Annotated in this window: 11 protein-coding genes, 1 tRNA gene and 2 rRNA genes; 7 read left to right on the top strand and 7 right to left on the bottom strand. The window is 57.9% G+C overall.

Features of this window, described 5'->3' with window-relative positions; genetic code table 11:
• Positions 1-272 precede the first annotated feature (272 nt).
• Together L0U83_RS04790 and L0U83_RS40810 are read left to right on the top strand one after the other, a co-directional pair.
• Positions 273-581 (top strand): hypothetical protein, encoded by a 309-nt coding sequence (locus L0U83_RS04790; RefSeq protein ID WP_233881019.1) that lies wholly within the window; start codon positions 273-275, stop codon positions 579-581.
• A gap of 98 nt (positions 582-679) precedes the next feature.
• Complete coding sequence (locus L0U83_RS40810; RefSeq protein ID WP_373320986.1) at positions 680-1,084, top strand: surface-adhesin E family protein; 405 nt, start codon at positions 680-682, stop codon at positions 1,082-1,084.
• 810 nt (positions 1,085-1,894) lie between these two features.
• Here the strand turns inward: L0U83_RS40810 and L0U83_RS04785 are convergent.
• The 4 genes from L0U83_RS04785 to L0U83_RS04770 all read right to left on the bottom strand — a co-directional run bounded on the left by L0U83_RS04785 (position 1,895) and on the right by L0U83_RS04770 (position 4,398).
• Positions 1,895-2,176: a hypothetical protein gene (locus tag L0U83_RS04785; RefSeq protein WP_233881017.1), complete on the bottom strand. Its 282-nt coding sequence runs from the start codon at positions 2,174-2,176 to the stop codon at positions 1,895-1,897.
• Between the two features lie 49 nt (positions 2,177-2,225).
• Complete coding sequence (locus L0U83_RS04780; protein WP_233881015.1) at positions 2,226-2,978, bottom strand: zinc ribbon domain-containing protein; 753 nt, start codon at positions 2,976-2,978, stop codon at positions 2,226-2,228.
• Between the two features lie 403 nt (positions 2,979-3,381).
• Positions 3,382-3,458: transfer RNA gene (locus L0U83_RS04775), tRNA-Arg, on the bottom strand.
• 109 nt (positions 3,459-3,567) lie between these two features.
• Positions 3,568-4,398, bottom strand: coding sequence for an undecaprenyl-diphosphate phosphatase (locus L0U83_RS04770; protein WP_233881013.1), 831 nt, complete (start codon positions 4,396-4,398; stop codon positions 3,568-3,570).
• A 497-nt stretch (positions 4,399-4,895) separates the two neighbouring features.
• On the opposite strand from L0U83_RS04770, the gene L0U83_RS04765 reads away from it, so the two are divergent.
• The 4 genes from L0U83_RS04765 (at position 4,896) to L0U83_RS04750 (ending at position 9,004) form a co-directional block, all read left to right on the top strand.
• Positions 4,896-5,810, top strand: coding sequence for an aldose epimerase family protein (locus L0U83_RS04765; RefSeq protein ID WP_233881011.1), 915 nt, complete (start codon positions 4,896-4,898; stop codon positions 5,808-5,810).
• Between the two features lie 165 nt (positions 5,811-5,975).
• A complete protein-coding gene (locus tag L0U83_RS04760) occupies positions 5,976-6,707 on the top strand; it encodes a peptidoglycan DD-metalloendopeptidase family protein (RefSeq protein WP_233881009.1) in 732 nt (243 codons plus the stop codon).
• Between the two features lie 639 nt (positions 6,708-7,346).
• Positions 7,347-7,655, top strand: a complete 309-nt coding sequence (locus tag L0U83_RS04755) for a DUF2288 domain-containing protein (RefSeq protein WP_233881008.1) — start codon at positions 7,347-7,349, stop codon at positions 7,653-7,655.
• Positions 7,652-9,004 (top strand): MATE family efflux transporter, encoded by a 1,353-nt coding sequence (locus tag L0U83_RS04750; RefSeq protein ID WP_233881006.1) that lies wholly within the window; start codon positions 7,652-7,654, stop codon positions 9,002-9,004. Before L0U83_RS04755 ends, L0U83_RS04750 begins: the two co-directional genes overlap by 4 nt.
• A gap of 25 nt (positions 9,005-9,029) precedes the next feature.
• Here L0U83_RS04750 and L0U83_RS04745 read toward each other — a convergent pair whose 3' ends face one another.
• Positions 9,030-9,200: a hypothetical protein gene (locus L0U83_RS04745; RefSeq protein WP_233881004.1), complete on the bottom strand. Its 171-nt coding sequence runs from the start codon at positions 9,198-9,200 to the stop codon at positions 9,030-9,032.
• Between the two features lie 132 nt (positions 9,201-9,332).
• Here L0U83_RS04745 and L0U83_RS04740 point away from each other — a divergent pair, with 132 nt between their 5' ends.
• Positions 9,333-9,506, top strand: a complete 174-nt coding sequence (locus L0U83_RS04740; protein WP_165822956.1) for a hypothetical protein — start codon at positions 9,333-9,335, stop codon at positions 9,504-9,506.
• Positions 9,507-9,701: 195 nt separating this feature from the next.
• On the opposite strand, the gene rrf is transcribed toward L0U83_RS04740, so the two are convergent.
• Both rrf and L0U83_RS04730 read right to left on the bottom strand, forming a co-directional pair.
• A 5S ribosomal RNA gene (gene rrf, locus L0U83_RS04735) occupies positions 9,702-9,815 on the bottom strand.
• A gap of 146 nt (positions 9,816-9,961) precedes the next feature.
• Positions 9,962-12,842, bottom strand: a 23S ribosomal RNA gene (locus L0U83_RS04730).
• Positions 12,843-12,891: the final 49 nt, after the last annotated feature.

The raw sequence follows: 12,891 nt of genomic DNA, 5'->3' as shown, positions 1-12,891 counted from the left end.
CTACCGTTCGTGCAGTTGGCAGAACATCAAATGGCGCGGAGAGTGCCGGGCGGGCGTTTGGCAACTTGCGCGATGGTGGCGCGGTTGTGCTACCACGTGACGCCGCGTTTTACGCCCACGGGGGTGATGAACGGCTCTTTAATTAAACACGCGTTGGCGACCGGGTGTCGCATACAAAATCCTTACGATTTCTATATAGTTGACTTGTCATCTATATGGTCTGGTCCTCGCCATGGCAAACCTGGTGGGGGGTAGATTGAAGGAAGGAAGGTATGAAGCGCGTTTTCTTAGCTTACATGCTGGCATTCGCTGCTACGGCTCACGCGGCGTCGCTCTGGGATCGAACGTATCAAGACGTTGCGGAGATGGAGAACAACGCGGGATGGAAAACTATCCTTACAAACGGTCAAAGCCCGGTGTGCTCATATCCGATGTACGCGTATCGAATTGTGGACAACAAAGGTGCCTTGGCAGGTATCGGTTGTTGGATGAGCGCGGGAAACCGAATTAAATATTCCAGCGAGGATTTCGGAGCAGGCGAATGGGATGCGCGAGATTTCACGCCCGTAAATCGGAAATGAATGCGTGCTACGTGTGGTTTCACCCCCTGCACTTGGCGTCGAATAAGGCGCGCGAATGCGTAAGATCACTTAGCTATAAGCGCTTCTAGGCTACTTTAATGATCGGATTAGGTGTTGATGTGAGAAAAGCATTGCTTTGCATGATACTGGCTGCCTGTGTCATTCCGGCGCATGCGTCGAACTGGATGCAAGTTACGGCGGGCGGCGATGGGGTTGAGTATCTGGACTCCCAATCGATTGTCAAGTCCGGCGGTCGCGTGAAGGTTTGGACGAAATACGTCTTCAAGCAACCGCACTTTGTTGGCGAAGAGACCAAGCTAACGGCCTATGAGGTCACTCATTTGGAATATGACTGCAAGGAGAGAACGGTCTGGTCCAGTTCGTCGACACGATACGACGATGAAGGAAGTGTCATTCGCTCAATAGACGGAATTCCGAGCATGCGCACAGATGTAGTTCCCGACTCGATTGGAGAGACAGTTCTGAACGCGGTCTGTAGATAACGCACGGAGGCGACGCCCCATTTTCACATGTGCAGTACGCGGGCGCACACTCCGCGTCATTATCAGGCTGAAGCGTTCGCGAAGCCGCCCGAGGTTATCGCGAAGTACGACAACTGATCCATGCTGACGCTCACGACAGAAAATTGGGATGAGTGGTGAGGGAAGCCTGGAGGCGTCTTCGGACTAGCATCGAATTTCCTCAACTCCGAGTAGAACCTCAACGCGTGAAATCCCGCCACGCATTGAGTGGGGCGCCGCGCCCTACCCGCTAGAACGGCAGCCAGGACAAATCGTTACAGGATCGAATTCGAGTTACTAACTCGGGGGCACACGCCTTCGTACATTCCGGCATCGCGTCGTGGCCGCCCCCGCCTTTCGCGGAAGTGGTTTGCACGCATTGCATCGCGCACGCCATGTATTCATCGCTATTCATGCTCGCCGTATCTGTTTGGCCGCGCTTGACCGCCGCCGCCACTCCCACGGAGTCTACGTACTGCATACGCGGCAAAAGATAGCTTTTCAGATGAGAAATTCGGTCATTCGCCATGCGCCAGCCCTTCTGCACGTCAGGCGGTGAGTTGTCGTTAGCGGTCCCTATCGCCGGAAAAGTTTGCGTCAGCCCTGCTAGAACAGACTGCGTAACACCCAAGCAATATGCTGCTTTTAAGTCAGTGTCCGTTGGCGGCACTACGCCGCTTTGAGAAGACGCGTTTCCCGCACGAAGCAACCCGAGGCAGGCTGCAGCCAGAACGGCGTATCGAGATAGCGGATGCATTTGAATTGCCGCCTTTGCGTGCCTCTGCTTGTCCGCTATCCCTTGCACTGAATTGTCATTGCGCGACTATTGCTGGAGGAACCGAACAGGCCGCCGCCGCCCGCTCCAATGGTGGCATTTTGGTCACTGCTGCGGGAAATGACGGTATAGCCACGTGCGCCGCAGATATTTCCTGCCTTAGATTCGCATTCTCCCCATGAAAGAGCTGCGCCAGAGCAGTTGAGCGTATATGCGGGACGGCCATCGGGGCCGTAAGTCTCAGTGGAGGTTGCGCAGCCCGCAAGCATAACGGTAGCGATAACAACGATGCGTTCCATATTGCTCTCCTGACAAGGCGAACGACGCGTCACAACTGTTTCGTGCAGGCTAAAACTGCTTTGGATCGAAATCAGAAACGTCGAAGTCCATCGTTCTGTCGCCTTCGTGAAAAAAGGTTGCTTCAATCCGCACGCGTTTGGCCTTTACCATCGCCGCGTAGAATTTATTGAAAGGTTCAATAAATAAGACGGTTGAACTATTGTCAGACGGCCCGGTTGCAGTAAATTTTTGTCCGTTTCCATCGTCAAATCGGACAGTTACGGTGCAAGAGCGAATGTGACATAGGAATTGGCCACGTTCGATTTGAAGCATGACGTCTTTCCCGTACCGAACATGCTTACGAAGGGCAAGCTGTGCGTGTTGTGCACCGCTATAGGGGAAACCGAATGTCAGTTCATTTGTGCTGCTCACGGCTGCGAACTTATTCATCCCCTTTTGCATTTCATCCTCACGCTGCTCGTAATGCCAGTTCGCGAGGGAAATGGGAGTGCTGACGCTTACTGGGGCGTCGGTGGCAGTAACGCTGGCCGATGTATCCTGCGCACCCTGCATTGACGTAGATGCCGCGCTAGCGGGGACAGCATTTGTCGCCGCAGAAGTTGTTTTTGTTGGTGAGCTGTCGCCGCCGTGACCCGACAGGCGGGGGAGCACACTTCCCACCACGACAACGGCCAGAAACACTAAGGCTATTTTTGCCGGTAGCGACGTGCGTTTTACTGGGTTTTGAATGCCACACTTCGGGCAGACCTTTGCTTGTTCGCTGACTTCTGCGCCACACTCACGGCATTTTTTGAGTGCCATTTATGTCCTCCGAATTATGCGTGGCGAATAAGTATCGTCCGCCTAAGTCGCCGCTTTTCGGTAAACATAGACTCGAATTTATAGAAAACGTAGGGAAAATCTCCGTTGTTTCAATCTGCGAAGAATCCCGACGCACTATTCCGATTGTCGCGTCGTCTTGGCTTGTCGATTCTGCCGCATCAGAGTGGAACCTCTATACGCGACGATGGGCCGAGTAGTTGCCGTACAGGTTCGCGTTACCTTTACTGATGCTAGTCAAAGGGTTGGCAATTCCGTGTGGACAATGCGGTTTCCCGTGTGTCCGGCGGTGACGGTTCATGAAAAATGCTTACACCAGCGCTTACACAGGTTTCATAAAGCAAAAAGCCCAGTCGCAGTGACCGGGCTAAGTGCTTGATTTAATTGGCGCGACAGGAGGGGCTCGAACCCCCGACCCTCGGCTTAGAAGGCCGATGCTCTATCCAGCTGAGCTACTGTCGCGTGAACGTGCACAAGGCCGCAAGCGGGCCTCGCGAAGACGGGGCTGGATTATACCGCGATCGTCCCACGCGGTCGCGCCTCGCTCGTCACGCTTGCCTTCGCGCCAGATTCAAACCGGCTGCTGATGCAGCGCGAACCAGCCCAGGAAGATCGCGCCCGCGATCAGGCAATATGCACCGAACGATGCGAGGCGTCCGCGTCCCTCGAAATACTTCATCAGGAACTTCACGCTCAGCCAGGCCGCGATACCCGTGAGCACGCCGCCGACGACCGCAGTCATCAGTTGATCTCGCGCGTGAAAAAGCTTCGGCAGTTCGAGCACGCCAGCCGCGAAGATGATCGGCGTACCGAGCAGGAACGAGAACTCCGCAGCCTTTTCTGCCGTAAGGCCCGCCGCATTGCCGGCGATCATCGTGAGGCCGCTGCGCGAAAAGCCGGGAATGAGCGCGCCGATCTGCGCGAGGCCGACGAGAAATGCCTGGCGGAACGTGAGCTTCTCGGGCGGACGATGCGTACGCGCACGCTGGAGGCGATCGCCGAACCACAACAGCACGCCATTGACCATCAACGCGGCCGCGACAATGCGCAGATCGTGAAAGATGGCTTCGATGCGCTTTTCGAGCACGAGGCCAACAATACCCGTCGGAATCGTCCCGATAATGAGCGCCCACATCATGTGGCCATCGTCGTTCTTGCGGCCGGCCAGCGAGCTGAAGAAGCCACTGATCAGCGCGACCCAGCGCTCACGGAAATACCAGAGCAGAGCGACTGCGGTTCCCAGATGCAACGCGACGAGGAATGGCAGCAGCTGTGGCGCGTGCTTGTCGATGTGCATGCCGAACAGCGCGGGCACGAGCAGCGTATGGCCGAGACTGCTCACCGGAAACAGTTCGGTGACGCCTTGCAACACGCTCAGGAAGAATAGAAACCAGAGACTCACGCGCGGATCCTCGTAATGGTGGTGTAAGGGGCCGGACCGTTGCGGAGCCGGTGCGGCGGAGCGCACCGATTATGCCTGGGCCGTATTGCAGCGCCAAGCCTGGAGATGGTTTTGTCAGAAAAGTTACTGCGGCGCAACAAAGTTGGCTGCGAAGGCAGGGATCCTGGCGCGAACGTACGTGTCGCGCAAGCAGGAATCTAATGGTGGGGCGATGGCAAGCGGCGTGATCAGCGCGCCATCTTGTAAAAGAAATACGCGCTGCTGCCGACAAAGAGGCTGAACAGCGCCATGCTCATTGCCATTGCGAGGTCCATCGGGCGGTCTCCTGCGAAAATGCTCTGTGCGCTACCGCACGGTCATGCGGATTATGCTGACTCTTGTCAGACACCGACACCCACGCTTTCCCGACGAGGGTTTTCACGCATGAGAAAGCAGCGCAAAATCCGCCTGCCCGGCGCATACGCGCCGCCCTCCTTCCATCCACTTCAGGCCCGCCCATGAACGCTCATCCAGCACAGGACATCCTCACCCTCACACGCGGTGCCTCGACGCTGCGTTTCGCACCCTGGGCCGGCGGCCGTTTGCTCTCGTGGCACGTCGACGGTAGCCCAGTCATCGTGTGGCCGGAGAATGCAAACTGGGCCGAGCCGGCGCGCGTGCGCGGCGGCAATCCGCTGCTTTTCCCCTTCCTTGGCCGCCATCGTGTGGACGGCCAGATCGGCCGCTGGCGCGACGCACAGGGCGTGGTTCGCGATCTGCCAATGCACGGATTCGCGCGCGACCTGCCGTTCGCGGCACAAATCGACGACGATGGGCACGGCCTGAAGATGACGCTCGGCGACTCGGATGCGACGCGCACTGGATACCCGTTCGCCTTTCGCTTCGAAGCGTCCTACCAGCTGGCCGACGCGCATACGCTCGACGTCACGCTCGCCGCGACCAATACCGGCGCGCAGCCGCTTCCCTGGTACGCCGGCCATCATTTCTATTTCGCCTTGCCGCATACCCAGCGCGCGCAGACGACACTCGACTTGCCGGCGTCCCACCGCCGTCATCAACTCGCGGACGGTTCGATCAGCGCGCCCGAGCCCGGCAAGGCGCAGTACAGGCTTGATGACGCAAGCATCATCGACCGCTTCCATGTGCTCGAGCCGACGCCGCCCGCCGCGCCGGTGCGCCTCGTTACGCCGGGACTAGGCCGCGCGGTGACCATCGATCTGAACCGGCCCGGCTCGCTGCCCTGGTACGCCGTGACGACTTGGACCGAAGCCGCCGATTCCGACTTCTACTGCGTTGAACCCTGGCTTGGTTTGCCCGACGCGATTCACAACGGGCTCGGCCTGCGCTGGCTCGCGCCGGGCCAAACGGAGACGGCGACGCTGCGCATCGGCGTCAAGACGCTTGGCGGCTAATCGCGCCCGCCGGCCCCGCACGGGGCTGCCACAGGTATGGATGCTGCCGCTTTCGTCAGTCATTCGTCAGGCAAAACCCCAGTTGCGTTGGCAAACCCGCTAAAATCAGGCGTTTTGCCAGCGCGGCGGACCGTGGTCCGTCGAGGCAAGGTTATGCGAGGTTCAATGTTGGCGCCAGGAATCAGACGGATTGCATGTGCGGCACTCGTTGCGTTGGTCACGGCGTGCGGATCGGCTCCGGTCGGCCCCGGCTTTTACCGCGTGGAACGCGGCGACACCGTGTACAAGATCGCGCGCAGCAATCGCCAGTCCGTGCAAAACATCGTGCGCTGGAACAATCTGTCGAACCCTGACGCCATCGAAGTCGGCCAGGTCCTGCGCGTGGAGCCGCCCGCCGGCACAGCGAGCGCCCGGACCGGTGGCGCGCCGCGCAGCGCAGCGACTGCCCCGCGCGAGAGCGCCAACGCAGCCGACACGTCATCTGCGCCGTCATCCGCGGACTCATCCGCAGCGTCGGCGGCGGCCGCGCCTTCGATCTCGCTTGTCTGGCCGACTAGCGGACAGGTCATCCGCGGCTTCGATGGCCGCAATTCCAAGGGCATCGACATCGTCAATGCGGCCGGCACGCCGATCGTCGCCGCCGCGCCCGGCACCGTGGTCTATGCCGGTAATGGTCTGCGTGGCTACGGTAACTTGCTGATCATCAAGCACAGCGGCGATTACCTGACGGCCTATGCGCACAATCAGGCCTTGTTTGTGAAGGAAGGTCAAAGCGTCGCGCAAGGGCAAAAGATCGCGGAAATGGGCAACAGCGACAACGATCGTGTGATGCTGCATTTCGAACTGCGATACCAGGGACGCTCGATCGATCCAACGCGACAACTCCCGGCGCGCTGAGACAGGCCGTTACGGCCAGCTAATCGATGAACAAAAAAAAGCCCGGCATGGCGCCGGGCTAACGGGGGTTTGGCGCATATCGGCAAAGGACCGGTTTACCATGCGCCGAATCGCAATCTATCAACGGGCTTCCTGCGGCGCAATCACTTAATTAGCGCGAAAATGTGCTACGCCGCACGGATTATGTGTCGCATCACTTTTCAGCAACGATTGAGGACGCCGAATCAACTGGTCCTGCGCATAGAATCGCGTACTTCAAAGACACACAGCGACAAGTCGCCGAATGGCGCAAAGGCTTGCTGGACGGGTCGCTCGGGCTGACGTAGATTGTTTTTTCGAGGGCTTTTTGCGAACCCGGATCGCCGGTTTAAAGCGCGGCACTTTTCGCATTTTTGAGGCACCCGGCTTTAGTGGGCGAGCGCACGCAACAGCGTATTTATTCGGCGTGGTGTACAAATTTGAAACACCAATTCGCAGCACGCTTAGATCAGATGTTTGACTGATTTAATGTGACTTATTGTCTGTATTTTGGCGACGCGAGCCTGGATAAATACCGCCGATTCAGCGTTCGCCATCCGGCCAGCGACCGGCGGTCAGACTATCGTTTATAGTATCGGCCGCAACGAATTCCCAATCACCATGACTATCGAAGACGCCACCCCCAGTTCGACGTACGCCAGGCTGCTCGGCGAAACCGCCAAGATCGACTGGCAGGATCTCGAACGTTTCTTCGCGCAAGGCAAACTGCTGAGCGTGGCGAGCGACCTCGACCTCGTGAGCGTAGCCGAGGCCATTGCCAACGACGACAGTGCCGTCGTCATGCAATGGCTGTCGTCTGGCCTCGTCGAGCGCATGCCTGCAGAAACCGCGGCCGATTACGCGGCTCGCAAGCCGGAGTTGTGGGCGGTCGTGGTCTCGCCGTGGGTGTGCGTTCAGGAACGCGCTTGAGCGGCGCCGAGGCCCTGCCCGAACAGCGAGGTTGGCATAGACGCGTACTGACGCTCGCGTTTCCCATCGTCCTTGCCAATCTCACGCAGCCCATTCTCGGCGCCGTCGACACAGCTGTGGCAGGTCACCTCGGCAGTGCAGCCGATCTGGGCGGCGTCGCGCTAGGCGGCCTGTTCTTCAACTTCGTGTTTTGGGGCTTCGGCTTCCTGCGTATGGGGACGACCGGACTCGTCGCACAGGCCTACGGCGGTCGCGACCTCCCCGCATTGCGCGCGAATGTCGTGCGCGCCCTGCTTCTCGCATTCGCGATCGGCGCCGCGATCCTGCTGATTCAATCTCCCTTGATCCGGTACACGCTCGCGGCCATTGGCGGCAGCGTCGAGGTGCAACGCAACGCCGGGGTTTACTGCTTTGCACGCATCGGCTCGGCACCGTTCGCCTTGGCTAACTACGTCGTGCTCGGCTTTCTGCTCGGCACGCAGCGCGTGCGCATTGCGCTGCTTTCGCAGATCTTCATCAATCTCACGAACGTCGTTGCGGTGCTCGCCTACGTGTATGGGCTGCGATGGGGCATCGCCGGTATCGGTGCGGCGACGGCTACGGCGGATGCGCTCGGTTTTGTCTTCGGGGCATGCGTGCTGTGGAGGCTACGTCCTCGCGGGCTCGCGCCGCTTGCACTGCAAACCGTGGTTGAACCTGCTGCGCTCAAGCGCCTCATCGCGATCAATCGCGATATCTTTCTGCGCACGCTTTGTCTGTTGGGCTCGTTTGGGTGGTTCGCGCATCTGGGCGCGAAGCAAGGCGACGCGATCCTTGCCGCGAACGCCCTGCTCCTCAACTTCCAGACCTTCATGGCCTACGGTCTCGACGGATTCGCCCATGCAGCCGAGGCGCTCGTTGGCGCGGCGATCGGCGCAGGCAATCGTAGTGCGTTCCGTCAGGCCGTGAAGATCAACCTGTTCTGGGCGGCGCTAGGCGCCTTCGGTTTTTCTCTGGTTTATTGGGCCTGCGGGCCGTGGATCATCGCTCAGCTAACCGATCAGCCGGCGGTGCGCGCCGCCGCCCTGGCATTTCTCCCATGGGCCGCGCTTTCGCCGGTCATTTCCGTCTGGGGGTTTCTGCTGGACGGCGTATTCATCGGGGCCACGCGAACACGCGAACTCATGCAAGCCATGGCTGTTTCGCTGGCTGTGTTTCTGTGCGCGTCCTGGGCGCTGGTCGGGCCGCTCGGCAATCATGGATTGTGGATCGCCCTGCTTGTCTTCATGGCCGCGCGCGGTCTGACGCTCTCGCCCTTGCTGCCGCGCATCAGCGGCGCGATTAGCCCTATGTCTGCGCAGTTACGCTGAGCGCGCTCGCGCCCAGCGTCGGCGCTTATTGAACAGGCGGTGGGTTGTCGATCATCATCGGCGGCCGATCGTCGGTCGGCACGCCGTGGTAGTCGGGCGGATCCTGCGGCGGCGTGCCGTGGCGGTGGGTCGTCGCGTTGTCGGCGCATGCCGAAAGCAAAGCGGCCATTGCAAGGGCCAGAAAAACACGGGGCATTGCCTCAATTCCTTTCTGAATGGTGATCCGATCAGCGCTCCAGACGGGTAGCAAAACGGCTGAACTCGCTATTTTTTCCGTTGCGACACTGTTCTAAGATACGGAGATGGCTGCAATCGACAGGAGGCTGCCATGGATGCCGAAACTATTGCGGGTCTGATCGGTCTTGCTGTGGGTCTGCTAGTTCTGCTCGGGCTATCGATTTTCGAATCGCGCGCCTACCGGAAGGAGCACGACGGCGAAGGCATGATGCATCACTGGCTGGCCGAGCATCACGTGCTCGACCGGGTTCGCCGCAGGCACTGAACCCAGCGCCGGCACCCCACCGGCGCGCACTTGGCCTGTGAAAACTCGCCGCGGCCAGTCGAGCTGGCCGTGCGGGGCGTTTTGCTGCGCCGTTTCGTGAACGGCAGGCTCACTTTCATTTCAACACGCGCCCAAACGCCAGAACCCCGGTTCTCTTTCGGAGACACCGGGGTTCTGGACGTTACAGCATGAGGAGCCTGACGATTACCTACTTTCACACGGGCAATCCGCACTATCATCGGCGTGGAGTTGTTTCACGGTCCTGTTCGGGATGGGAAGGGGTGGGACCAACTCGCTATGGTCATCAGGCATGACGGGTTGCTGCGTCGCCTTTGGAGGCGCCACAGCCAATCTGGAAGAAGCGTAAAGAGGGTGTTGCTGAATTGGGGTTGTGTTGTTTGAATCGGCACAACACGTGATCACTCAACCATGCGTGTCTGAAACACACCTGTTATAGGATCAAGCCTTACGGGCAATTAGTATCAGTTAGCTTAACGCATTACTGCGCTTCCACACCTGACCTATCAACGTCCTGGTCTCGAACGACCCTTCAAGGGGATCTAGTCCCCGGGGAAGTCTCATCTTGAGGCGAGTTTCCCGCTTAGATGCTTTCAGCGGTTATCTCTTCCGAACATAGCTACCCGGCGATGCGACTGGCGTCACAACCGGTACACCAGAGGTTCGTCCACTCCGGTCCTCTCGTACTAGGAGCAGGCCCCCTCAAACTTCCAGCGCCCACGGCAGATAGGGACCAAACTGTCTCACGACGTTTTAAACCCAGCTCACGTACCTCTTTAAATGGCGAACAGCCATACCCTTGGGACCGGCTACAGCCCCAGGATGAGATGAGCCGACATCGAGGTGCCAAACACCGCCGTCGATATGAACTCTTGGGCGGTATCAGCCTGTTATCCCCAGAGTACCTTTTATCCGTTGAGCGATGGCCCTTCCATACAGAACCACCGGATCACTATGACCTGCTTTCGCACCTGTTCGACTTGTGAGTCTCACAGTCAAGCACGCTTATGCCATTGCACTATCAGCACGATTTCCGACCGTACCTAGCGTACCTTCGTACTCCTCCGTTACCCTTTGGGAGGAGACCGCCCCAGTCAAACTGCCTACCATGCACTGTCCCCGATCCGGATCACGGACCAAGGTTAGAACCTCAAACAGATCAGGGTGGTATTTCAAGGACGGCTCCATGCAGACTAGCGTCCACACTTCACAGCCTCCCACCTATCCTACACAAACCGGTTCAAAGTCCAATGCAAAGCTACAGTAAAGGTTCATGGGGTCTTTCCGTCTAGCCGCGGGGAGATTGCATCATCACAAACACTTCAACTTCGCTGAGTCTCGGGAGGAGACAGTGTGGCCATCGTTACGCCATTCGTGCAGGTCGGAACTTACCCGACAAGGAATTTCGCTACCTTAGGACCGTTATAGTTACGGCCGCCGTTTACCGGGACTTCAATCAAGAGCTTGCACCCCATCATTTAATCTTCCGGCACCGGGCAGGCGTCACACCCTATACGTCCACTTTCGTGTTTGCAGAGTGCTGTGTTTTTATTAAACAGTCGCAGCCACCAGTTTATTGCAACCCCTTCACCCTTCTGGCGCAGGCCAGTCAAGCTACAGGGGCGTACCTTATCCCGAAGTTACGGTACCAATTTGCCGAGTTCCTTCTCCCGAGTTCTCTCAAGCGCCTTAGAATACTCATCTCGCCCACCTGTGTCGGTTTGCGGTACGGTCACTGCTGAACTGAAGCTTAGAGGCTTTTCTTGGAACCACTTCCAGTTGCTTCGTCTCCTGAGAGACTGGCCTCACACCCTTGAATTCCGCGCCCGGATTTGCCAAAGCGCCTTCTCCAATGCAAGGACCGGGACTTCCAACACCCGGACAACCTTCCGCGATCCGTCCCCCCATCGCATTCAACAATGGTGCAGGAATATTGACCTGCTTCCCATCAGCTACGCATTTCTGCCTCGCCTTAGGGGCCGACTCACCCTACGCCGATGAACGTTGCGTAGGAAACCTTGGGCTTACGGCGAGGGGGCCTTTCACCCCCTTTATCGCTACTCATGTCAGCATTCGCACTTCCGATACCTCCAGCACGCTTTTCAACGCACCTTCGCAGGCTTACGGAACGCTCTCCTACCATGCGAGACTAGCTCGCATCCGCAGCTTCGGTATATGACTTAGCCCCGTTACATCTTCCGCGCAGGACGACTCGATCAGTGAGCTATTACGCTTTCTTTAAAGGGTGGCTGCTTCTAAGCCAACCTCCTGACTGTTTTAGCCTTCCCACTTCGTTTCCCACTTAGTCATATTTGGGGACCTTAGCTGGCGGTCTGGGTTGTTTCCCTCTTGACACCGGACGTTAGCACCCGATGTCTGTCTCCCGTGATTGCACTCTTCGGTATTCGGAGTTTGCTATGGCGAAGTAATCCGCAATGGACCCTTCAACCATGACAGTGCTCTACCCCCGAAGGTGATACACGAGGCACTACCTAAATAGTTTTCGGAGAGAACCAGCTATTTCCAGGTTTGTTTAGCCTTTCACCCCTATCCACAGCTCATCCCCTAACTTTTCAACGTTAGTGGGTTCGGTCCTCCAGCACGTGTTACCGTGCCTTCAACCTGGCCATGGATAGATCACCTGGTTTCGGGTCTACACCCAGCGACTGAACGCCCTGTTCGGACTCGCTTTCGCTACGCCTGCCCTATTCGGTTAAGCTTGCCACTGAATGTAAGTCGCTGACCCATTATACAAAAGGTACGCCGTCACCCCTTGCGAGGCTCCGACTGTTTGTATGCATGCGGTTTCAGGATCTATTTCACTCCCCTCCCGGGGTTCTTTTCGCCTTTCCCTCACGGTACTGGTTCACTATCGGTCGATCACGAGTATTTAGCCTTGGAGGATGGTCCCCCCATCTTCAGACAGGATTTCACGTGTCCCGCCCTACTTGTCGCATCCCTAGTTCTTCCAATCTGTTTTCGCCTACGGGGCTATCACCCACTATGGCCGCACTTTCCAGAGCGTTTGGCTAACAGTTCAGATAAAGAATGCAGGCTGGTCCCATTTCGCTCGCCACTACTTTGGGAATCTCGGTTGATTTCTTTTCCTGCGGCTACTTAGATGTTTCAGTTCGCCGCGTTCGCTTCACATGACCTATGTATTCAGTCATGGATACTCCATTCGGAGTGGGTTTCCCCATTCGGATATCGGTGGATCAAAGCTTGTTTGCCAGCTCCCCACCGCTTTTCGCAGGCTACCGCGTCCTTCATCGCCTGTGATCGCCAAGGCATCCACCACATGCACTTGTTCGCTTGACCCTATAACGGGTGTGTCTCCTGCGCAATTGCTTGCGTCGGTTCACACGCG

Origin of the sequence: Paraburkholderia flagellata (genome assembly GCF_021390645.1) — a bacterium.
Lineage (GTDB): Bacteria > Pseudomonadota > Gammaproteobacteria > Burkholderiales > Burkholderiaceae > Paraburkholderia > Paraburkholderia flagellata.
The sequence above is the reverse complement of the archived record's forward strand: the minus strand, read 5'-3'. Positions and strand labels throughout refer to the sequence as shown.